This is a genomic window from Flavobacterium sp. HJJ (genome assembly GCF_015351475.1).
Classification (GTDB): Bacteria; Bacteroidota; Bacteroidia; order Flavobacteriales; family Flavobacteriaceae; genus Flavobacterium; species Flavobacterium marginilacus.
Genome location: NZ_JADKPR010000009.1, coordinates 103,126 through 125,564 on the forward strand (window position 1 = coordinate 103,126; position 22,439 = coordinate 125,564).

Genomic DNA, 22,439 nt, shown 5'->3' on the forward strand with positions numbered 1-22,439 from the left:
TCGAAAATTATAGAAGCATAAAAAAGATTTCAGATAAGATGCTAATATTCTTATTCTGAAATCTTTTTTATCTGTTTATCACAGACTGAAATCTGCCTTCTGTAATCTGAAAACTGCTAACTAACTGCCTTCCTTTCCAATTCCAGTTTAGTAATCGGATGATAAACTATTGGTATTTCTTCGATGACAACATCGCTTTTGTCAAGTCCAAAAGCTCTGGTATCTGATAAAGACATGTTTTTCAGCATATAATAAGAGTTCAGTAAAAGTTCGTCTCTTACAGAAAACTCATTTTCTACAGACAAAAACTTCTCAATAATAACAAATTTAAAATCAGGTTCCGCATTGTATTTTGTAGAACCGTCAGAACGAATGTGCAGATTTAACTCTTTGTTATCAATCAGATTCTGGACAATTCGTTTAAAATACAATTCCACTTTTGGCTGAATCCTAAAACCGATATTCAACACAATTTTAATTACTTTATCATCCAGCAGCTCTATAACCTCATAATTCAGATCAAAAGGAGAGTTTGTCCGGTTGATATGGAAAAACCAATACACATCGGCTCTCTTTGGTTTTTTAGAAAAAATTGAATTCAATATTTTCTCTTCAATTTCATAGTCCCTGTCGGCTTTTGACAAATAAATCAAATGGGTAGAATATTTCGGGATTGAAATATCATTGCTCAATTCTTTAAATTTTGCCGAGTACTCAGTCAGATTGGTAAATTTCACCAACTTGTTATTAATTTTTCTTGAAAAATACCAAACATACATTGTCATAAATATAAACAGCTCAAAAAACAAAAACATCCATCGTTCTTTGATTTTGACAATATTGGCCGCAAAAAATGCGATTTCAATAACCACAAAAACTGTTATGACTGCAGTAATGAGAATCCTGTTCATTTTTTTGATGTAAATCAAATAATAATTTAAAAGAACTGTCGTCATCAGCATGGCGATCGTAATCGAAAATCCGTAAGCCGCTTCCATGTTAGATGAAGTCCTGAAATACAAAACCATCAAAATACAGCCAATCCACAAAATGGTATTCACTGACGGAATGTAAATCTGTCCTTTCAAATTGGTTGGGTTTTTCATCGTCACCCGAGGCCAAAAATTAAGTGACACCGCTTCATTAATCAATGTAAACGAACCGCTTATCAATGCCTGTGAAGCAATAATTGCAGCAAAAGTCGAAATCACAACACCCGAAAACAAAAACCATTGAGGCATTATTGTATAAAAAGGATTTTTGCCTTCAAGAAAAGGGTTGCTTTGATTCATTAACCAAGCGGCCTGTCCCAAATAATTGACAACCAAAGCAATTTTTACAAAAACCCATGTGATTCTAATATTACTTTTTCCGCAATGTCCTAAATCCGAATACAAGGCTTCGGCTCCAGTGGTACAAAGGAAAACAGCGCCTAACAGCCAAAATCCATGAGGATACTCAACCAATAACTCATAAGCATACACTGGATTCAAAGCGGTCAAAATCGCAGGATGCTCCAAAATCTGTACAAATCCCAATACCAAAAGCATGGAAAACCAAACCACCATGGCTGGACCAAAAAAGAATCCTACTTTCTGGGTGCCAAAACGCTGAAAAAAGAAAAGACCAGACAGGATTACAATAACAATTGGAAGTATTGGAATATTTGGAACTACATCACCTAATCCTTCTACAGCCGAAGCTACAGAAATAGGCGGTGTAATAATTCCGTCAGCCAAAAGCGTTGTGGCTCCCAGAATAGTCGGAATCACCAATTTTCCTTTTCCAAATCGTTTGACTAATGCATAGAGGGAAAACACACCTCCTTCTCCATGATTGTCTGCCGAAAGTGTCAGCAAAACATATTTAAAAGTTGTCTGAAAAGTAAGTGTCCAAAATATACACGAAATCCCTCCATAAACTAATAGTTTCGATATTTCTCTTTGCCCGATAATGGCTTTCATAACATATAACGGACTGGTTCCTATATCTCCGTAAATAATTCCGAGTGCCACTAAAAGTGATGCAGCTGTAACTTTTTGAACCGTTGATTTATTCATTTTATTTAAAATTTATTCTTATTTATTCATTAATTTTTGGACATAGAAAGTCCTGTATGAGGCGTATAACACACTTCAAATTGTATTCTTTTTTAAACTTTCTTAGCTGATTTTAACCTGTATTGAATCGGTAGCCTACACCAGATTCAGTAATAATAAACCTAGGACGGTTTGGGTCTTCTTCTATCTTTTTTCTGAGCTGGGCAACAAAGACCCGGAGGTATTGTGTCTGGTCAGCATAACTGTTTCCCCAAACCTGTTTTAATAAATATTGATGAGTTAATACGCGCCCTTCATTTTTTGCAAAAATGGAAAGCAGATTGTATTCTGTCATCGTGAGTTTCAAAATTTCATTGTTCAGCCTGACAATTCTGGAAGCCAAATCGATTGAAACCGAACCAAATTCAATTATCAGTTCTTTTTCCTCCGTTACATTATTCCGCAATGCTGTCCGGATTCTAGCCAGTAATTCCTGCGTGCGGAACGGTTTTGTCAAATAGTCATTGGCTCCGTTATCAAGCGCTTTTACAATTTCATCTTCGGCACTTTTTACGGTTAAAATAATAATTGGATTTTTATACCATTCGCGCAGGCGTTTCAAAACAGCTTGTCCGTCCTCATCAGGCAGACCCAAATCGAGAATAACCAAATCAGGCTGATGATTGGCTGCAGTCGACAATCCTTCTTTTGCGTTCACGGCAAAAATTGTTCTGTAATCATTGGAATCCAATGTGATTTCAAGTAGTTTTCTAATTTGAACTTCATCATCAATTACCAAAATTTGGACACCATTATTCATTTGAAATTTCTTTAGTATTCATAATCAGGGTTTGAAAACGAAGGATAAAAACCGATCCTCCTTCTTCCCTATTTTCAAGCGTTACTATCCCGTGCTGCGCTTCGACAAATCCTTTTACAATAGACAATCCAAGTCCTGTCCCTCCAGTCTTGGAATTTTGAAGTCGATAAAATTTGTCAAATACTTTATCAATTTCGCTTTCGGGAAAACCAATGCCATCGTCGGCAATTGTGATTACACACGGAAATACTTTATCTGGATTATATTCAAAATCGACATCTGCATTATAGGAAACCTTAATTTCTATTTTGGCACCTTTGGGCGTGTACTGTGAAGCATTAAAAACCAAATTATAAATTATCTGCTGCATCAAACCATAGTCTAACTTGAAAAGCGGTAAATTTTCATCTGTTTTCACAACCACTTTATGAAACTGTAAATCATCCTTTAAATGATCCAAAACATTATAAATCAATTCTTCTAAATCACACCAATCCAGCTTGGGTTCAATAACACCTGACTCCAGCCGGGACATATTCAGTAAATTTTCTACCTGATGATTCAGTCTCAAGGATGCTTTCTCAATCTCGGCATATAAGTTTTCTTTATTTTCTTCAGAAATAGGCACCGATTTGGTTTGAATAGTATCAATCGCTCCCATAATCGTCGAAATCGGTGTTCGCAATTCATGAGACAATGAATCCAGAAGGGCATTGTAAAGTTTCATCGTATTAATTCTAACCTCTTTTACCTGCAATATCTTTTCAGCTCTTCTGATTTTGTGTGTTAAAACTGCATTGATTAGAGCAATAATGAAGAACAAAAACAATAATAAGGAGTCTTCGGCATTGCTGATGTGAAATGTATAATATGGCTGAATAAATAAAAAATTCAAAATCAATGCACTCAAAACTGCGCTGAGTACTATTGGCAAAATTGTCAAAAACATCGACAATACTGAAACGACCACTAACAGCAGATAACCAACAATTTTGTAGTCTAAATAATCCCTGATAAACAAACACAATGATGCAACAATACCAACTGATAAAACGCTTATCAAATATTGATTTTTAATCTTCATCTGATTCAAAATACTATTCATAATCCCTGTATTTATTTGATATGACAAAGTTAAATCATATCCTATAAGTATTTTATAATATAACGAAGCAGGATATAAAGATTTTATAAAGATTTCAAATTCCCTGAAACCAATCATTATTTTCAGGAGCAGAAAGATTTGGCATTTTAGGAATAATGGTTCCCGCTCTTCGTTGCAATCTTTTGTAGAGACAGGCAATTGTGATTTTTTGGTTTCAATTGTAAGACCTACAGGATTTTGAAACCTGTCAGGTCTAAATCCTTGAAATCCTTCTCTTAAAAAACTACATATCTTAACAAAATTCACCAAAACTATATAATAAATTACCAATGTCACAATTTGACTAGCTCTCAACCACATATTCTTTCTAAAAACTCAATTTAGAAAAATTCTATTTATTACTTTTACACTTTCAAAACAATTTCAATCCCGAGATTTCGGAAATAAAATAGGAAATTACATGTCTGCAATTAAAAAAGATTACAAAAAAGTTACCACCAAGTCACTAATTGACATGAAGTCCAATGGCGAAAAAATCTCCATGCTTACAGCTTATGATTATACCATGGCTAAAATTGTGGACACTGCCGGAGTTGACGTAATTCTGGTTGGGGATTCGGCATCCAATGTTATGGCTGGTCACGAGACAACACTGCCAATTACTTTGGATCAGATGATTTATCATGCTTCATCTGTTGTGAGGGCTGTAGAGAGAGCTTTGGTTGTAATTGACCTGCCTTTTGGAAGTTACCAATCTGATTCTAAAGAGGCTTTGCGTTCTTCCATTAGAATTATGAAAGAAAGCGGTGGTCACGCTGTAAAATTGGAAGGCGGTAAAGAAATCAAAGAATCCATAAAAAAAATTCTGAACGCTGGAATTCCGGTAATGGGACATTTGGGATTAACACCACAGTCTATCTATAAATTTGGAACGTATACCGTTCGCGCCAAAGAGGATGAAGAAGCCGAAAAGTTAATTGAAGACGCTAAACTACTAGAACAATTGGGCTGCTTTGCATTAGTTCTTGAAAAAATACCTGCTCATTTGGCCGAAAAAGTTGCAAAAAGCATTTCCATTCCGGTAATCGGAATTGGTGCCGGAGGCGGAGTTGACGGACAGGTATTGGTGATCCACGATATGCTGGGAATGAATAATGAATTCAGCCCTCGTTTTTTAAGACGCTACATGAATCTTTACGAAGGAATGACTTCGGCTATCAGCCAATATGTAACCGATGTAAAATCACAGGATTTTCCAAACGAGAAAGAACAATACTAAGACTTTAGGTCTCTGAGATGCTAAGTTTCTAAGTTTTTCCATAACTTAGGGACTTAGCATCTGAGTATCTTAGCAACTCAAAAAGCAATGAAAGTAATTTCAAATAAACATAATCTTCAAATCCTTCACGAAGACAATCACCTGATTGTTGTAAATAAACGTGTGGGCGACATTGTCCAAGGGGACAAAACGGGTGACAAGCCATTGAGCGAGGTTGTAAAAGAATACATAAAAGACAAATACAATAAGCCTGGCGAAGTATTCCTTGGAGTTGTTCATCGACTGGACCGGCCTACAACCGGAATTGTAGTTTTTGCCCGAACCAGCAAGGCTTTGACACGAATGAACGAATTGTTCAGCAGCAGGGAAACTCAAAAAACCTATTGGGCAGTAGTCAAAAACAGACCTTCAAAAAGCGAAGATACGCTGATTCATTACATCAAAAGGAACGAGAAAAATAATACTTCAAAAGCCCATACAAAAGAAGTTCCAGATAGTAAAAAAGCTAGTCTGGAATATAAAATCATCAAGGAACTGGATAATTATTTTGGACTTGAAATCCAGTTACACACGGGCAGACATCATCAGATACGGGCACAGCTGTCAGCTATTGGCTCACCAATAAAAGGAGATCTAAAATACGGTTTTGACCGAAGCAATCCTGACGGAGGCATCCATTTGCATGCCAGAAAGCTGGTCTTTGTTCATCCTGTTTCGAAAGAAGAGATTATTATAACTGCTCCAACTCCAGATGAAGTAATCTGGAAAGCTATTTAAATTTCGTATAAAAAGTATTTTATATTGAATTTTAAATTTAACTTGCACTTAGATAATGACTTAAATCTTTTTTTACTATGAGTTACAAATTAAATATTAGTACCAGAAAAGAAGCTTTAATAAAATTAATGGATGAAATTATCAAGAATGAAAATGAAATCATCCAGGCATTACTTGAGGATTTCAAAAAACCTCCATTTGAATCAATTGCTACAGAAATCAGTTATATTATTTGGGAATTAAAGGATACAATAAAGAATATTGAAAAATGGGCCAAAATTAAAAACGTAATCCCCTCTATATTTAATTTTCCTTCGACAGATTACATTGTAAAAGAACCTTATGGGAAAGTTTTAATTATAGCACCTTGGAATTATCCTTTTCAATTAGCGGTAGGTCCTTTAATAGCGGCTGTTGCGGCAGGAAATCAAGTAGTATTAAAACCTTCTGAATTAACGCCAAAGACATCGGCTATAGTTCTAAAAATTATAGAGAAAGTATTCCATCATCAGCATGTAAAAGTAATTGAAGGCGGTATTGAAACTGCTAAAAAATTATTGGCACAGCGCTGGGATTATATTTTTTTTACTGGAAGTGCTGCTGTTGGAAAAATTGTTGCAAAAGCCGCTGCAGAACATCTTACTCCGGTCACCCTTGAATTAGGCGGTAAAAACCCCTGCATCATTGATGAAACTGCAAATCTCAAACTTGCAGCTAAAAGAATTGTCTGGGGGAAATTTCTGAATGCCGGACAAACCTGTATTGCACCAGACTATATTTTGATTCAAGAAGAAATGAAAAGTCATTTTGTAAATTTCCTAAAAAATGAAATTACAAATGCTTATGGAGAAAACCCAAAAAACTCTCCCGATTTTGCCCGAATCGTAAACGAAAAAAACTGGCATCGTTTAGTCAGTATGATCGAGCCGGAGAAAGTAATTTTCAGAGGTGAAACTGATATTGAAGACTGCTATATTGCACCAACCTTAATTGAAGAAAATGATCTTGAAAGCACTCTGATGCAGGAAGAGATTTTTGGCCCTTTACTTCCTATAATTACTTATAAAGATGAAAAAGAAATTGATAAAATAATTTCACGATATGAAAAGCCGTTAGCTTTATATGTATTTACTGATGACAGAAAATTTGCAAAAAAAACAATTTTGAATCATTCTTTTGGCGGAGGCTGTATTAATGATACTATAATTCATTTTGCAAACAAAAGACTTCCTTTTGGCGGAGTAGGCCACAGCGGAATTGGTGCTTATCATGGTCAATTGAGTTTTGACACTTTTTCCCATCATAAAGGAATTGTAAAAAAAGCAAATTGGCTGGATTTAAACCTAAGATATGCTCCTTATACAGACAGCAAAATTAGTACTTTAAAAAAATTATTGAACTGGCTATAAACACTCAGAAAAAGATATAAAAGTGTCAAAAAAACTTCTTCATTTAAATAAAAAAAAATACAGTAAATTTGTACACTAATACATACCTTTATAATAATTGAATTGTGATTTAGAATATAATATCATTGATCTCGAGGCTTCATTTAAAAAGTCTTTTTAAATATACGAATAACTAATCTAACAATATATAATGAACCAAACTTTAGAAAAATTACAGGAAATTGAAAAAAACGGATACCAGATTGATTTTGGAGATGTATTCAATCATGCCTTTGAAAATTACAAGAAAATTGCTTTATATGCTGGATCAGTTATAGTTATCTTCAGCATATTATTCATTGCTTTCAGCGCTTTTTCATTAATCTCAATTGTTGGTGTAACCGAAATGACAAAGCAACTTTCTTCGGGACAGCTTAAAATTGAAAAACTTATTGAGTCTAATATAGATACCGTGGGAATTATTTCCATAATTATTTCCTGTTTGCTCAGTCCTTTTCAGGCGGCTTTCTTAAAAATGGCAGATCATGGAGACAGAGATGAAAATTTCCCGATTTCTTCTTTATTTTCACTCTATAAATTACCTTATTTAAAAGAAATTATCATTTCGACTCTTATTATTACTACAATTGCATTTGCTCAGGCTACTTTATTCAGATATATAAAATTTGAGTTTCTGGGCATCATAACTAACTATTTCATATCGTTTATAACACTTCTTACCATTCCTCTGATTATATTTGGTAACTTACAGGCAATGGATGCAATAAAATACAGTATTCAAATTGTTTTCAAACAGCCAATTGTTTTATTAGGGTTAATAGTTGTAGCAATTATTGGTTCATTAATAGGTCTTATGGCTTGCTGTGTCGGTATGTTTTTTACAATACCTTTTATTTATTCTATGAATTATGCCATTTACAGTGCAGTTATAGGAATAAACAGTATTGCCGAAAATGAATAACTTTTTAACTATTAAAATTAAATTGCAGACGATTAAAACATTTTATTAAATAGTCACCCCCGAAAACTATGCTATTATGTTGTGAAATTTTACTGTTTTTCAACTTCAACTTTTCTTTATCAAGTTCAGTTTATACGCCCATGGCATTAAATCTGGTACAAAATTTATTAATAGACATTACGAATCGGAATACCATTTTACTGGCACTGTTTTTTGTCATTTTACTTGCAATTATTTATTCCAACCACAAAATAAACAGTATTCTAAAAAACACAAATAATCTTACATCAAAAGAGTTAGACAAAAGAGAATATTTACTCTATTTATTATTTCTCGGACTATCTCTTCCATTAATAGAAATATTGTTTGAGTTATTTAAGGTTAGGCCCAAAAGCTTATTAAATTACTACTTTTCTGTTGGAGTTATTTTTTTATTGTTCTTTATATTGAGTGAAAAATCAAAATATTTATACAATAGAGTTCAAACAATATTTACGGTCTTATTTTATATACATTTCATAACTACGGCATACAATATCGTTTTTTTACCAACAGATAATATACCAACTTACACTTTCATTTTAGCATTTTTCTTTTCCTATCTTATTATAAAGCCTATAAAAAAATATTGGATTTTCTGTGGATTCGTCTGCGCTTTTTTAATTACAATATTTACCTTTAATATAGTTCCTACCTCCAAAGCTGTTATACTTATCAATTATTCTATAATGATATTTATAATAAATCATATTAAGCATATCGCTATTTATAAAATTCAGGAAAAGGTCAATTTTACAAATGAAATTGTAAACAAAGGGAACTCACTGACCATTGCCACAAACAAAATGGGAGAAGTAACCTTCTGCAGTGATACTATAACGGCTATTTTAGGATACACTCCAGAAGAAGTGATGGGGTATGGTTTTTGGAAACTAACAGAAGACCCTGAATTTATCGGCTTCGACTACCATAAAACCTTTGTAGACAATCGTTTATATATAAGGAAGTTAAAATGTAAAAACGGTGAATACAAATTCATTCAGTGGATTGATAAAAAGTTCAATGAAAACTCCATCATTGGAATTGGCCAAGATGTTACCAATGAAATAAAAATCAGAAAACAATATGAAATTTTAATTCAAACCGCTGTTGATATTATTTTTGAAGCAGATGCTAGAGGCCGATTTACTTTTGTCAATGATTATGCAATAAAAACTTTAGGATATTCAAAAGATGAATTTCTCAACAAAGATTTCTCTTCATTAATAAGAAAAGATTACATAACCAATACCATGAGTTTTTACCAAAACATTCTTGATATTGAAGAAAATTTTACAACACTCGAATTCCCTATTATCAAAAAAGACGGCAGTGAGTTATGGATTTCCCAAAATGTTTTTGTCAGAAGAAACAGTAGTGGAGAAATTGATGGATATTCTGGAATTGCAAGAGATATAACACTATTAAAAAACATCGAAGATGAAAAATCTAAGAGACAGTATAAAATAGGAAAATACAGCAAAACCTTAAAAGATATAGCGGTTTCAAACCATTCCAGTAATGAAAATTTTGATCAGACGATTACTAGAATCCTGCATATTACCTCTGCTGCATTAGGAGTAAACCGAGTAGGCTATTGGATATATGACACGGATAAGATAATCTGCAGTAAACTCTATGAATCCAAAAAAAATATTCTGGAAAATGACATTCGCTTTTTCAGAAATGAAAATCTGGAGTATTTTAAAAAAATTGAAAGTAAACTTCAAGTAGTACAGTCGGATATTAGATCTTATACTGATAATAACAAAATAAAAGACAATTATGTTTACAGCAATAACATATACTCAACACTGGACACTCCTATTTTTATTGACGGAGAGTTAAAAAGTATCCTTTCGTACGAATCCACACATAGAATTAAAAATTGGGACAATGAAGATATCAATTTTGTGAAATCTGTTTCCGATTTAATTGTAATTGCTTTAGCATCACATATACGATTAGAAATAGAACGGAATTTAGCTTACAAAAGCGAATTGCTGTTAGTTATTAATAAAAATACTAATCAGTTTTTATTAGAAAAAAGTACTGAAAAACTTATTAGAGGAATAATTAATGAATTAGGAAGAGTAACAAAATCAGAACGAATCTCATTTTTTAAAAAAGAAAAAAAAACCAATTTATTTGACCAAAAATGTATGTGGACAAATGAACTGCAGAATTTCGACACTGTTTATCCTATCCTGCAAAATCTGGAATTCTCTGAATTTGACAACACTTTAAAGGATTTCTCTCCAGCAGAATTTTTTGAAATCATTAAAAACAATGTCCAAAATGAAACCGTAAGTGCTGCTTTAAGCCGATTAAATCCAGCAACAATGCTGTTTTTTCCTATTTTCATAAAAAATGAATTTGATGGCTTTTTTGTTTTTGATAATTCAACAGAAGAACGTATTTGGAGTCAGGATGAAATCTCAATATTACAGTTATTAGTAAAAAACATTTCCACATCCATTGAACGAAATATGAATGAATCAATTATTGAGGAAAGTGAAGAACGGTTCCGTTTATTAGCCAATAATATCCCCGGAACTGTGTATTTATCCAATTACGATGAAAAATACACAAAAATTTACCTCAATGACGAAATTGAAAAACTGACCGGATATCCTAAATCTGATTTTTTAGAGAATAAAATATTTTTCATAGACTTAATTTTTGATGAAGATTTAGAAAATGTTATATTAAAAAACAAAACTGCTCTGGAGGATAAAATACCATTGCATATTATTTATCGGATTACGCATAAAAATGGTTCAATTGTCTGGGTAGAAGAATTTGGAGATTCGATTTTAAAAAATGGAGAAATTACTTTTATGGAAGGAATTCTTATCGATATTACCGAAAAAAAGAAAAACGAATCCATCGTTAAAGAAAAAGAACTAGCAGAAGCGGCAAACAAGGCAAAATCAGAGTTTCTTGCCAATATGAGTCATGAAATTAGAACGCCTCTAAACGGAATCATAGGCTATACCGATCTGCTGATGAATTCTAAGCTCGAAACGACTCAAAAACAATATATGAATACCATTAACCAATCCGCAAATATTTTATTAGAGGTGGTTAATGACATACTTGATTTTTCTAAAATTGAGTCTGGGAAATTAGAGCTTAACGTAGAAAAATACTGTATAAATGACATTATTCTTCAAATAAAAGAATTGGTTAATTATCAGGCTCATTCCAAAAATTTAGTAATAAATTATATAATTAATGATGACGTTCCAAAATTCATCTGGGTCGATTATATCCGATTAAAACAAGTACTCATTAATCTATTGACAAATGCAATTAAATTTACTCATGCCGGTAAAATTGATCTTACCATTTCTACATTAGAAGTCTATAAAAATAAAACTCTTTTAAGATTTTCAGTAAAAGACACAGGTATTGGTATCCGAAAAAGTAATCAAAAAATCATTTTTCAGGCGTTTTCGCAGGAAGACAGTTCTACAACCAAAAAATTTGGCGGAACAGGACTTGGATTAACAATTTCAAATCAATTACTAAGTTTAATGAACAGTAAACTGCAGATTGACAGCCTGTATAATGTAGGAAGTACTTTTTTCTTTGACATAAAATTAAAAAGCAGTAATAAATTAAAGCAAAACAAGTTAATCGATCCTTTAAAAGTAATTACAGAAAACCGCATACTGCAATTTGAAAATGAAGAACCAAAAATATTAATTGTAGAGGATAATAAAATCAATATGCTTTTGACTAAAACATTAGTCAGACAGATTATCCCAAAATGCATCATTTATGAATCTAGTAACGGAGAAAAAGCATTAGAAAAAGTCTTGGAAATTATGCCGGACATCATTTTCATGGACATTCAGATGCCCTTAATTAATGGTTATGAAGCCACAAAAGCGATTAGAAAAATACAGCAATTACAAAATACTATTATCATTGCCCTCACTGCGGGAACTATAATGGGTGAAAAAGAAAAATGCATAGAAGCCGGCATGAATGACTATGTTTCAAAACCTATTGTAAAGAAAACGCTTGAAGATATTTTAGAAAAATGGCTAAAAACAAAAAATACCATTTTATAAGCTTTATCTTTATTTTAAAAACATCTTAATTTTTAAAGACTAACCAATAAATTATACTAACAATGAAATGGATTGGAAGAAGACAAAGCGACAATGTTGAAGACCGCAGAGGAATGTCTGGCGGAGGTAAAACTATTGTAGGCGGAGGAATAATTGGGATTATTATTTTACTTATAAATGCTTTTGGCGGAGAAAATGCTCAAATGATTACTCCAATATTAGAACAGTTTAACCAGCTGCAGACAACACAGACTGAAAGCAAGCCATTGACCGAAGAGGAAAAAAAATTAGGAGAGTTTCCTAAAGTTGTCCTTAAAGATACTGAAGTTGTATGGGCTAAAATATTTGAAGAAAACAATATGGAATACATAAAACCAAAAATGGTTTTATTTACAAATTCTGTAGAAACTGCGTGTGGCGGTGCATCGTCAGCCTCTGGTCCATTTTATTGTCCAGAAGATCAAAAAGTATATATGGATTTGGCTTTTTTTGATGAATTACAAACAAAATTTGGAGCCTCAGGAGGAGATTTTGCAACAGCTTATGTTATTGCACACGAAATAGGGCATCATATACAAACACTGTTAGGTACATCTGCAAAAATGCGTCAAGCCCAGCAAGGAAAAAATGAGGCTGAAGCAAATAAATTATCTGTAGCCTTAGAACTGCAGGCTGATTTTTATGCTGGAGTATGGGCAAAACACAATCAGGAAAATCTTGATATTGGTGACATTGACGAAGCACTGAGTGCAGCACAAGCAGTTGGAGATGATGCAATACAAAAAAGAATGCAAGGACATATTGTTCCAGAATCTTTTACCCACGGAACCTCTGAGCAGCGCAAATACTGGTTTATGAAAGGGTACAATACTGGAGATATCCACCAAGGAAATACTTTTTCGGAATTGAATTAGTTATTTAAACCACTAGGCTCACAAAGAACATAACGCTTTGCGAACTTTTGGTAATTCTTTGTGAACTTCGTGGTTAAAACCTAAATATCTTGTTTAAACATTTGACAAAAACAGTGATTTTCCAATAAATGTTTTGTCATACAATTGTTCAATAAGAAAATCTGCCAAATCAGTGGCACTGATTTTATCCCCTAAACAATCTTCTAAACTGACATTGGTATCAAATCGTTCATCTGTCTGCTCAATCAAAGGAAGCCGAACCAGAGTCCAATCTATTGCGCTTGCCTTCAGCAGTTCATATTCGGCCTGTTTATTTTCTGTTGAAACTGGATAATTTTTCTTCATCCAGTCAGTTGCAAAGATAACTTTAGGACTCTTTTTATCCGAAGAAGTATCCACATTCAACCCAGTGGTTACAATATAACGGCTTAAACCCAGTGAGATCATTGCCTGAATAACATTAGAACTGGACTTGCAAAAAAGTATGGGTTCACTTGCAGGAATTCCCAAACCCAAAGTACTGATGACTGCCTGACAATCAGTAAGCAGTGAATAAACCGAATCATAATCGGCTGCGTTTCCCGCTACGGTTTCTATAAGACTGCTTTTAATTGAAAAATTATCAGGATTTCTTAGAAGAAGTTTAATATGAAAACCTTGTCTGATTAATTCTCTTACAAGGTATTTTCCCGACTTTCCGGTACCGCCTATGACGGCAACTTTTATATTTTGTTTCATTTTTTTCTTTATAAAATTTTAAACATAAATTTTCTGTTCGTCTTTTCCGAAAGAGAAAATCGATCAGGCAAAAGCTAATATACTTTTGCAGACTTTGCTGTTATTTTATAAAGAGATTTTAATGCTGTAAAATTATATAATTTCAATGGCAAAATCAATCTAATATCTAAATTTTTCCTACTTACATTTAGTCCAAAAACTGACAAAATGCATATTACTAAGCAAAGATTAGATAATCTTAAGAAGAAGAAATTATCATATAACTTAGAATACCATTTTTTACAAATATGTAAAAAATGGTTTAAATATTAATAGCTGATTTTATTTATTGTAACCTAATGGACTTGTAATCCATTTCAGTTTGAACATTAAATATCACCCCAGCCAGCCATCACGATCCAGACTTCTGTACTGAATTGCTTCTGCAATATGTCCAGAAACTACCTGAGGTGCATCATCCAAATCAGCGATAGTCCTGGCAACTTTTAGGATTCTGTCGTAGGCACGAGCCGAAAGATTTAGCCGTTCCATGGCGGTTTTTAGTAGCTCTTTGGAAGCATCATCAAGAGCGCAATGTTCCCTAATATGCTTAGTGCTCATTTGAGCATTGTAATGAATATGTTCCATTTCTTCAAATCGTTTAGACTGTATTTCTCGGGCAGAAGTTACTCTTTTGCGAATATCAACACTGCTTTCAGCTTTTCGGTCATCGGATAATTTTTCGAAAGGAACAGGAGTTACTTCAATGTGAATATCAATTCTGTCCAATAATGGTCCTGAAATCTTGCTCAAATAACGCTGCATTTCGTGAGGTGAAGAAGTCTGCGGAGCATCTGGATCATTAAAAAAACCACTCGGACTTGGATTCATGCTTGCCACCAGCATAAACGACGATGGATATGTCACTGTAAACTTGGCTCTGGAAATCGTCACTTCCCTATCTTCCAGAGGCTGGCGCATTACTTCCAGAACATCACGCTTGAATTCCGGCAGTTCGTCCAAAAACAAAACGCCGTTATGCGCCATCGAAATTTCTCCTGGTTGCGGATAACTTCCGCCCCCAACAAGCGCAACATTTGAAATGGTATGATGCGGACTCCGAAACGGACGCTGGTTCATCAATCCAACTTCTTTCAGTTTTCCAGCAACGCTGTGAATTTTGGTGGTTTCCAGTGCTTCACGTAATGTCATTGGCGGTAAAATACTGGGCAGTCTTTTGGCTAACATCGTTTTTCCAGCTCCCGGCGGCCCAATGAGAATTATATTATGGCCACCGGCTGCCGCAATTTCCATACAGCGTTTGATGCTTTCCTGCCCTTTCACATCGCTGAAATCAAATTCGGGAAAATCAAGTGTTTTATAAAATTCGGCTCTTGTATCGACAGTAGTGGGTTCAAGCATTCCTTTTCCTTCCAGAAAATCAATCACTTCCTGCACATTGGAAACGCCGTATACATCAAGTCCTGATACGATTGCTGCTTCCTTAACATTTTCAAGAGGAAGAAAAAAACCTTTAAAACCTTCTTCTTTGGCTTTAATCGCAATGGGCAAAGCACCGCGAATAGGCTGTAAACTGCCGTCAAGGGACAGCTCGCCCATGATTACAAATTGTTCGTAAATATCAGTTTTTATTTGCCCCGAGGCTACTAGAATTCCGATTGCCAATGTCAGATCATAAGCGGAACCTTCCTTACGCAGATCGGCGGGCGCCATATTGATAATGATTTTTTTGCCCGGCATTTCGTAGCCGTTATTTTTGAGTGCTGCCGCAATGCGGTAACTGCTTTCCTTGATGGCATTGTCCGGCAGACCTACCAAATGATAGCCAATTCCCTTATCCATATTGACTTCGACAGTAATTGTAGTTGCTTCGACTCCAAAAACAGCACTTCCGAAAACTTTGATTAACATATAAAATAGTTTTTCTAAATGTAAATACTATTTTACTTCAAACCAAAAATATTTAATCAAATTCTTACTTTATAAAAATATATCACAAAAAATATTCTTTTATAGAATTAAAATAATTTTAAGAATACATCAGTCCAATCTGATTTTTAACCGCCTCTACAATTGCGGCAAGTTCCAGACTGTTTTGATGAGACCAGAGTTCACTTTCTGTTTTATCAGCTCTGAGGCAGGCATGACATTCTTCGATTTCATAAGTATAGCCTTTGCCTAATGTTGGTCTTTCAAATTTTGATTTTTGCTCACCCTCAACCAAAGTGCCATGAGTCAAACTGTAAGATTCGGTCATAAACCAGAGCGGATCCAAATTGATTCTACCTTTCGTTCCGCTTATTGTGGCTTCGACATTGCAAGTGTATAAAAAACTGCAATGCAGTACGGCTTGTGCATTTTCATACTGCAGAATAATAGACGTTTGTGTATCGGCTCCTGTGGAATAAAAATTAGATTTTGCTACAATTTCTTTAGGTTTTCCTAATATCAAATAAGCCAAAAACAAAGGATAAACGCCAATATCCATAAGTGCTCCGCCACCAAGTTTCATATCTGTCATTCGGGTATTATCTGGGTTTTCGAATTTAATGGAAAAATCGGCACTGACGTATTTTACTTCTCCAATTGAACCGTTTTGAATATGTTCCAAAGTTTCACGAATCGAAGGATTGAAACGCGTCCAGAATGCTTCCATGAAAAATTTGTTACTTTTTTTGGCAGCGGCAATCATTTGTTCTACATCGGAATAATGCAGGGCTAATGGCTTTTCACACAGGACATTCTTATTGTTTTCCAATGCTTTAATGGTCAACTCAGCATGCGAATCATGTGGTGTGGCAATATAGAGAATGTCGATATTTTCGTCTTGAAAAAGCTCGTCATAGGAACCGTACGCTTTTGGACATTGAAACTGACTGGCAAAATCTTGTGCTTTCTCAATGTTTCTTGAAGCTACAGCACAAAGTTCGGCTGAATCAATCAGCTGTAATTCACTTGCAAACTGTTTGGCAATATTTCCCAAACCTACAATTCCCCATTTTATTTTTGAAGTATTTTCCATTGAATTTAAATTACTTTTTTCAAATGTATTAAATATTTTTTCAAAATTTAAAATGCTGATTTTTCAGCAGGACATTAGCTTTTAAAAAAAGTTAAACACGAATTTCACTAATTGTCACTAATTCTAATCGAAATTAAAATTGATAGTAAAGACTAAATTTCTCGTTATCCGTGTAAGGGATAGAAGCCAATGTTATTAAGTTAAGCTTTATTTCACTCTCGCAAAGACGCAGAGGCGCAAAGTTAAGATCGGATTTCTTTGCGTCTTTGCGCCTTTGCGAGAATTATATCTTGGACAAACTTTAATAAGAAACCCCTAACTTAATGACATTGGGATAGAAGCAATCCGCCGCGGCGGAGCGGATAGCCCGACCGCATCCCGAAAAGAGGGCGTATCACCGCAAAGTAAATTTGCCCTCTTATCGGGATGGGGTTACACCTAGATGATTTTTATGATTTTGGGCAAAATTATAATGCTGTGACAACTAAAATCTTTAAATTTGGTTTTCACAATATTAAAGAGAATCTCATGGGACTATTTAATGCCATACTTGGCAATGCATCTGAAGTAAATCTTGAAAATCTATCGAAGGAATTTGAACCTTTACTGATTGAAGGCGAAAGAATCGAAAAGGGATATAAAGTCATCAAGGACATGTTTGTTTTCACCAATAAAAGACTGATTTTGGTCGAAAAACAATTGGTGGGAAGTAAAGTGGATTATCTTTCGATTCCGTATTCTTCTATTAAAAAATTCTCCAAGGAAAGTGCCGGAATCCTAGACATGGATGCCGAATTGAAGATTTGGCTTTCTGGTGAAGATGTGCCTATTTCAAAACAATTTGGGAAAGGCGGGAATAATATTAATGAAGTATATCAGATTTTGAGCCAGCATATATTGAAGTAGCTTTTTTTTAAGTCCTTAGTTATTAGTACGCTTAGTACAAGATTAATCACTAAGGACTAAGTACTAAAAGTCAATAAATAATCACTAAGGACTTATCCTATGAAAATAATCATCCGCACTTTTAAGCTTCAATTAAAGCATACTTTTACGATTTCGAGAGAATCGCACGATGTACAGCCTACACTTATTGTAGAACTGCAGAGTGATGGTTTTTCAGGTTTTGGAGAAGCTACTTCAAATCCGTATTATAATATTACCGTCGATAGCATGAGAGCTAATCTGGAAGCCATTATTCCGTTTATAGAATCTCATAATGATGAAACTCCTGAGGAATTTTGGGACAGTGCTTCGGCTTTATTAAAGGATGATATGTTTGCGTTATGTGCTTTGGATATGGCTTACAATGATTTGTATGCCAAGAAAAAAGGCAAAAAGTTATACGAGCTTTGGGGAAATTCTCCATTGCACAATCCAAAAACCGATTATACCATTGGGATTGACAAAATTGATAAAATGGTAATGAAACTCAAAGAAATGCCGTGGCCAATCTATAAAATTAAGTTGGGAACCAAAGACGACATTGCGATTGTTACCGAATTGCGTAAGCACACCGATGCCCGTTTCCGGATTGATGCCAACTGCGGATGGACGGTTACCGAAACGATCAATAATGCGGTTGCTTTGAAAAAATTAGGCGTTGAATTTTTGGAACAGCCAATTAAAGCTGATCAATGGGCTGCGCACAAGGAGGTTTTTAAACACTCGGTTCTGCCAATTGTTGCTGATGAGAGCTGTATTATAGAAGAAGATGTTGCCAAATGCTATAATCATTTCCATGGTGTGAATGTAAAATTAGTAAAATGCGGCGGTCTTACTCCTGCCCGAAGAATGATTGCAGAGGCTAAACAATACGGCATGAAAACGATGGTGGGCTGTATGACAGAATCTACTGTTGGGATTTCGGCCATTGCACATTTATTACCAGAGCTGGATTATGTTGATATGGATGGTGCTTTACTGCTTTCTGAAGATATTGCGACCGGTGTTACGATTACCGATGGGATTGTTCATTATGCAGATTCGAATGGTCTTGGGGCTTCATTAATAAAACACTAAACCAATGCAGGTAAACGAAATTCCAAATAGAGTATTTCATAAAGACGGTGAAGAGTTTCTGTACTTTGGAGGCACTAATTATCTTGGCGTAACCACTCTGCCGGAATTTCAAAATATTCTATTAAAAAGTTTTCAAAAATGGGGAACCAGTTATGGGAGCTCCCGTTCTGCCAATATTCAATTGGAAATTTATAAAACAGCCGAAGATTTATTAGCCAAGCAAATTGGAACGGAATCGGCAGTTACCGTTTCATCAGGCATGCTTGCAGGAAAATTGGCTTTGGAGCAGTTACAGCATACAACCGATTTACTCTTTCATTTTCCGAGCACGCATCCTGCTTTAATGCATCCGTCTTCATTACCGCTTATTCAAAACGGAAAACTGAATTCTTTTCTTCTGGATCCTGCCGTAACTAGAATTGGGATTGTTGCCGATGCGATTCCGTCGCTGGAAGTTACTCCTATTGATTTGAGTGTACTCCAAAGTATTCCGAGTGATAAAAAAATCGTTCTCCTTTTAGATGAATCACACAGTATTGGAGTTCTTGGAAATCAAGGACAAGGAGTACTGCATCAATACGAACTTCCAAACGTAAAGCAGAAAATAATCATTGCATCACTAGGAAAAGCATTAGGACTTTCAGGAGGAATTATCGCAGGTGATTTTCAATTTATCGATGCAATAAAAAAACAGCAGAATTTCATTGGGGCATCAGGAATGAATCCTGCTTTTTTGGAAACTTTTGTAAATGCACAAAAACTATATCAGTCACAGAGACAGCAGCTAAAAGATAATTTAAATTATACTGCCAAACATTTACTGCCTAATGTTGCTTTGACTTTTACGAAAAATTATCCAGTCATTTATTTTGATCAGGAAGAATTACTCCAAATGCTTTTGGAAAACAATATTATTCCAACTTCGTTTCCATACCCAACAGCTTCAGGAAAATTGAGCCGAATTGTAATTAGCGCACATCATACCCTGTCCGATCTAGACAAAATGATTCAACAGCTGAATATTTTCACACAGCTGACTTCAGATTTAAAAGGTGACATGAGATTTGTATTGTAATCCAAAAACGATATTTTTTTATAACAATACATTATATAATTATTGAATACATAACGTCAAAACTGTTTAATCCTAATAAATTAAGTTAACAGCTACAATTTTTAGAAAACGCTATCACTAATATTAAATAAAAAATGCAATAATTTAAATTATTATTATTTTTAAATCATTTTTACATCAGCTACCCCTATTATACAGGAGGTAAAATACAGAAATGACAAAAATAACACACACACACCCTTTTTAACAAGGTGTTCGAAATGATTTTTTATTTTTGCAGAAAAAAAATTAAAATACAATGCGAAAAATAGTTTTAAGTGTGATACTTGTCACAATTTTGGTATTATCCTATTTCTCTAATTACTTTTTAACAAGCCATACAACAAATCTTTCCGAAATTTCAAAATTTGATACTGGTGACATTGCATGGATGCTTGTAGCCTCTGCGCTGGTATTATTGATGACACCTGGTTTAGGTTTCTTTTACGGCGGTATGGTCGGCAAAAAAAATGTCATCAGCACGATGCTGCAAAGCTTTATGGCAATGATTATCGTAACTGTTTTATGGGTACTAATCGCATTTGGATTATCTTTTGGCCCCTCAATTGGAGGTATAATCGGAAACCCGGTGCCTTATATCTTTTTTCAGAACGTAGGAATAGGCTCCTCATGGAAACTTGCCCCTACAATTCCTTTTTTATTATTTGCATTATTTCAGGCTAAATTTGCCATTATAACACCAGCTATCGTAACAGGAGCATTTGCAGAGCGTATCCGTTTTTGGGCTTACCTGTTGTTTATGGTTTTATTTATACTTTTTGTTTACGCTCCATTAGCACACATGACTTGGCATCCAGATGGATTACTGTTTAATTTTGGAGTATTAGATTTTGCCGGAGGAACCGTTGTACACATGAGCGCAGGATGGGCAGCATTAGCCGGCGCTATCTTTCTTGGAAAAAGAAAATCACCAAAACCAACTCCTGCACGTATTACCTATGTATTACTAGGAACTGGTTTATTATGGTTTGGATGGTTTGGATTCAATGCCGGATCAGCAATGGGAGCCAATGGTCTTGCTGCACAGGCACTGGGAACAACAACCGTTGCTGCTGCAGTCGCTTCTATGGCCTGGGTATTTATTGATAAAATCATGGGACACAAACTTTCCGCCATGGGCGCTTGTATCGGCGCAGTAGTAGGACTAGTAACCATCACGCCAGCCGCAGGATTTGTAAGCATGCCTCATGCAATAACAATAGGAATTATAGGAAGTGTTATAAGTAATATAACTGTCAGCAAATTTCACAAATTCAAAATTGACGATGCATTAGATGTATTTGCCTGTCATGGTGTAGGCGGAATGGTCGGAATGGTACTAACCGGAGTATTTGCTTCTAGAGACATCAATCCTGCTGTTATCGATCAAGGCCTTGCTTTTGGCGAAACTAAATTATTTACACACCAGATAATTGCCTTAGCAGGAGTTTCATTATTCGCTTTTGCAATGTCTTATTTCCTTTTCTATATTGTAAACAAAATCACTCCTCTAAGAGTATCCGAAGAAAAAGAAGAACTTGGACTGGATATTACACAGCACGGAGAATACCTATAAATATTCATTCACCAGCACATACAAAAACACCCTGAAATTCAGGGTGTTTTTTTTACTCTAATTATTAGCTTACATTTAAATCTTTTCTCAGAACAGACAACAAAGACTCATTCAAAAACGCATACAGCAAATAAAACACTATAAATCAGATAAATAAGTATAAAAAAACAACGCTATTTAACATTTTTTAAATAAATTTAACAAATTTAAGTATAATGATAAAGCGTCTGAATCTTAAAAAACACCTCCTCTTCCCCTGCAAACCTCCCTAAAAAGGAAGATTAAACCACATTTAAACAATCTTCTTTTTGAAACAATTTTAAGTAATCATTAACAAAATGTTCGCTGAATTGCCAAAATAGGCGATTATTTCACCCAAAAATTGTTAATTAAAATACAAACCTTAAAAAAAACTTAAAACTTCATTAACACATTCTTCTTTTTTGCTTCAAAAAATAAACACCCCTCAAAATATTGGGGTGCTAAATAGAATATTTGTAAAAATAACCCATTACACCCTTATTTTTTGGTAGCTATTAAAT

At 34.5% G+C, this 22,439-nt stretch carries 16 protein-coding genes; 10 read left to right on the forward strand and 6 right to left on the reverse strand.

All coding sequences use genetic code 11. From position 1 onward, the window contains the following. Positions 1 to 116 precede the first annotated feature (116 nt). The 3 genes from IRZ80_RS09315 to IRZ80_RS09325 all read right to left on the reverse strand — a co-directional run bounded on the left by IRZ80_RS09315 (position 117) and on the right by IRZ80_RS09325 (position 4,300). Complete coding sequence (locus IRZ80_RS09315) at positions 117 to 2,060, reverse strand: KUP/HAK/KT family potassium transporter (RefSeq protein WP_194641290.1); 1,944 nt, start codon at positions 2,058 to 2,060, stop codon at positions 117 to 119. A 112-nt stretch (positions 2,061 to 2,172) separates the two neighbouring features. Next, positions 2,173 to 2,859: a response regulator gene (locus IRZ80_RS09320; RefSeq protein WP_194641291.1), complete on the reverse strand. Its 687-nt coding sequence runs from the start codon at positions 2,857 to 2,859 to the stop codon at positions 2,173 to 2,175. Further along, positions 2,852 to 4,300 carry an ATP-binding protein gene (locus tag IRZ80_RS09325; protein ID WP_317174750.1) on the reverse strand — a complete coding sequence of 483 codons (1,449 nt, stop codon included), beginning with the start codon at positions 4,298 to 4,300 and terminating at the stop codon, positions 2,852 to 2,854. The genes IRZ80_RS09320 and IRZ80_RS09325 overlap by 8 nt, the downstream gene beginning before the upstream one ends. 124 nt (positions 4,301 to 4,424) lie before the next feature. Here IRZ80_RS09325 and panB point away from each other — a divergent pair, with 124 nt between their 5' ends. The 6 genes from panB to IRZ80_RS09355 all read left to right on the forward strand — a co-directional run bounded on the left by panB (position 4,425) and on the right by IRZ80_RS09355 (position 13,425). Then, positions 4,425 to 5,243: a 3-methyl-2-oxobutanoate hydroxymethyltransferase gene (gene panB / locus IRZ80_RS09330; protein ID WP_194641292.1), complete on the forward strand. Its 819-nt coding sequence runs from the start codon at positions 4,425 to 4,427 to the stop codon at positions 5,241 to 5,243. An 87-nt stretch (positions 5,244 to 5,330) separates the two neighbouring features. Next, complete coding sequence (locus IRZ80_RS09335) at positions 5,331 to 6,020, forward strand: RluA family pseudouridine synthase (RefSeq protein ID WP_194641293.1); 690 nt, start codon at positions 5,331 to 5,333, stop codon at positions 6,018 to 6,020. A gap of 77 nt (positions 6,021 to 6,097) precedes the next feature. Then, complete coding sequence (locus IRZ80_RS09340; RefSeq protein WP_194641294.1) at positions 6,098 to 7,429, forward strand: aldehyde dehydrogenase; 1,332 nt, start codon at positions 6,098 to 6,100, stop codon at positions 7,427 to 7,429. Positions 7,430 to 7,619: 190 nt separating this feature from the next. Then, positions 7,620 to 8,390 carry a hypothetical protein gene (locus IRZ80_RS09345; protein WP_194641295.1) on the forward strand — a complete coding sequence of 257 codons (771 nt, stop codon included), beginning with the start codon at positions 7,620 to 7,622 and terminating at the stop codon, positions 8,388 to 8,390. A 728-nt stretch (positions 8,391 to 9,118) separates the two neighbouring features. Then, positions 9,119 to 12,511, forward strand: a complete 3,393-nt coding sequence (locus IRZ80_RS09350) for a PAS domain S-box protein (protein ID WP_194641296.1) — start codon at positions 9,119 to 9,121, stop codon at positions 12,509 to 12,511. 62 nt (positions 12,512 to 12,573) lie between these two features. Then, on the forward strand, positions 12,574 to 13,425 hold the full coding sequence (locus tag IRZ80_RS09355; RefSeq protein WP_194641297.1) for a neutral zinc metallopeptidase: 852 nt from the start codon (positions 12,574 to 12,576) through the stop codon (positions 13,423 to 13,425). 93 nt (positions 13,426 to 13,518) lie between these two features. Here IRZ80_RS09355 and IRZ80_RS09360 read toward each other — a convergent pair whose 3' ends face one another. The 3 genes from IRZ80_RS09360 to IRZ80_RS09370 form a co-directional block, all read right to left on the reverse strand. Then, positions 13,519 to 14,163, reverse strand: a complete 645-nt coding sequence (locus IRZ80_RS09360; protein ID WP_194641298.1) for an NAD(P)-dependent oxidoreductase — start codon at positions 14,161 to 14,163, stop codon at positions 13,519 to 13,521. A gap of 375 nt (positions 14,164 to 14,538) precedes the next feature. Continuing rightward, positions 14,539 to 16,074, reverse strand: coding sequence for a YifB family Mg chelatase-like AAA ATPase (locus tag IRZ80_RS09365; protein WP_194641299.1), 1,536 nt, complete (start codon positions 16,072 to 16,074; stop codon positions 14,539 to 14,541). A gap of 118 nt (positions 16,075 to 16,192) precedes the next feature. After that, the gene (locus IRZ80_RS09370) at positions 16,193 to 17,185 is read right to left on the reverse strand and encodes a Gfo/Idh/MocA family protein (RefSeq protein ID WP_194641300.1); all 993 of its coding nucleotides are present in this window, start codon (positions 17,183 to 17,185) and stop codon (positions 16,193 to 16,195) included. A gap of 528 nt (positions 17,186 to 17,713) precedes the next feature. On the opposite strand from IRZ80_RS09370, the gene IRZ80_RS09375 reads away from it, so the two are divergent. From IRZ80_RS09375 to IRZ80_RS09390, 4 genes are all read left to right on the forward strand, one after another. After that, entirely contained in the window at positions 17,714 to 18,091 is a 378-nt protein-coding gene (locus IRZ80_RS09375) for a PH domain-containing protein (RefSeq protein WP_194641301.1), read from the forward strand. 99 nt (positions 18,092 to 18,190) lie between these two features. Continuing rightward, positions 18,191 to 19,207: a dipeptide epimerase gene (locus IRZ80_RS09380; RefSeq protein WP_194641302.1), complete on the forward strand. Its 1,017-nt coding sequence runs from the start codon at positions 18,191 to 18,193 to the stop codon at positions 19,205 to 19,207. Positions 19,208 to 19,211: 4 nt separating this feature from the next. Beyond that, complete coding sequence (locus IRZ80_RS09385) at positions 19,212 to 20,282, forward strand: aminotransferase class I/II-fold pyridoxal phosphate-dependent enzyme (RefSeq protein WP_194641303.1); 1,071 nt, start codon at positions 19,212 to 19,214, stop codon at positions 20,280 to 20,282. A gap of 298 nt (positions 20,283 to 20,580) precedes the next feature. Further along, entirely contained in the window at positions 20,581 to 21,897 is a 1,317-nt protein-coding gene (locus IRZ80_RS09390; protein WP_194641304.1) for an ammonium transporter, read from the forward strand. Positions 21,898 to 22,439 lie beyond the last annotated feature (542 nt).

Coding starts and splice junctions, on each gene's coding strand:
- IRZ80_RS09320 (WP_194641291.1), bottom strand. CDS start 2,859: ATGAATAATGGTGTCCAAATTTTGGTAATTGATGATGAAGTTCAAATT.
- IRZ80_RS09360 (WP_194641298.1), bottom strand. CDS start 14,163: ATGAAACAAAATATAAAAGTTGCCGTCATAGGCGGTACCGGAAAGTCG.
- IRZ80_RS09355 (WP_194641297.1), top strand. CDS start 12,574: ATGAAATGGATTGGAAGAAGACAAAGCGACAATGTTGAAGACCGCAGA.
- IRZ80_RS09370 (WP_194641300.1), bottom strand. CDS start 17,185: ATGGAAAATACTTCAAAAATAAAATGGGGAATTGTAGGTTTGGGAAAT.
- IRZ80_RS09345 (WP_194641295.1), top strand. CDS start 7,620: ATGAACCAAACTTTAGAAAAATTACAGGAAATTGAAAAAAACGGATAC.
- IRZ80_RS09380 (WP_194641302.1), top strand. CDS start 18,191: ATGAAAATAATCATCCGCACTTTTAAGCTTCAATTAAAGCATACTTTT.
- panB (WP_194641292.1), top strand. CDS start 4,425: ATGTCTGCAATTAAAAAAGATTACAAAAAAGTTACCACCAAGTCACTA.
- IRZ80_RS09375 (WP_194641301.1), top strand. CDS start 17,714: ATGGGACTATTTAATGCCATACTTGGCAATGCATCTGAAGTAAATCTT.
- IRZ80_RS09350 (WP_194641296.1), top strand. CDS start 9,119: ATGATATTTATAATAAATCATATTAAGCATATCGCTATTTATAAAATT.
- IRZ80_RS09335 (WP_194641293.1), top strand. CDS start 5,331: ATGAAAGTAATTTCAAATAAACATAATCTTCAAATCCTTCACGAAGAC.
- IRZ80_RS09340 (WP_194641294.1), top strand. CDS start 6,098: ATGAGTTACAAATTAAATATTAGTACCAGAAAAGAAGCTTTAATAAAA.
- IRZ80_RS09390 (WP_194641304.1), top strand. CDS start 20,581: ATGCGAAAAATAGTTTTAAGTGTGATACTTGTCACAATTTTGGTATTA.
- IRZ80_RS09365 (WP_194641299.1), bottom strand. CDS start 16,074: ATGTTAATCAAAGTTTTCGGAAGTGCTGTTTTTGGAGTCGAAGCAACT.
- IRZ80_RS09385 (WP_194641303.1), top strand. CDS start 19,212: ATGCAGGTAAACGAAATTCCAAATAGAGTATTTCATAAAGACGGTGAA.
- IRZ80_RS09315 (WP_194641290.1), bottom strand. CDS start 2,060: ATGAATAAATCAACGGTTCAAAAAGTTACAGCTGCATCACTTTTAGTG.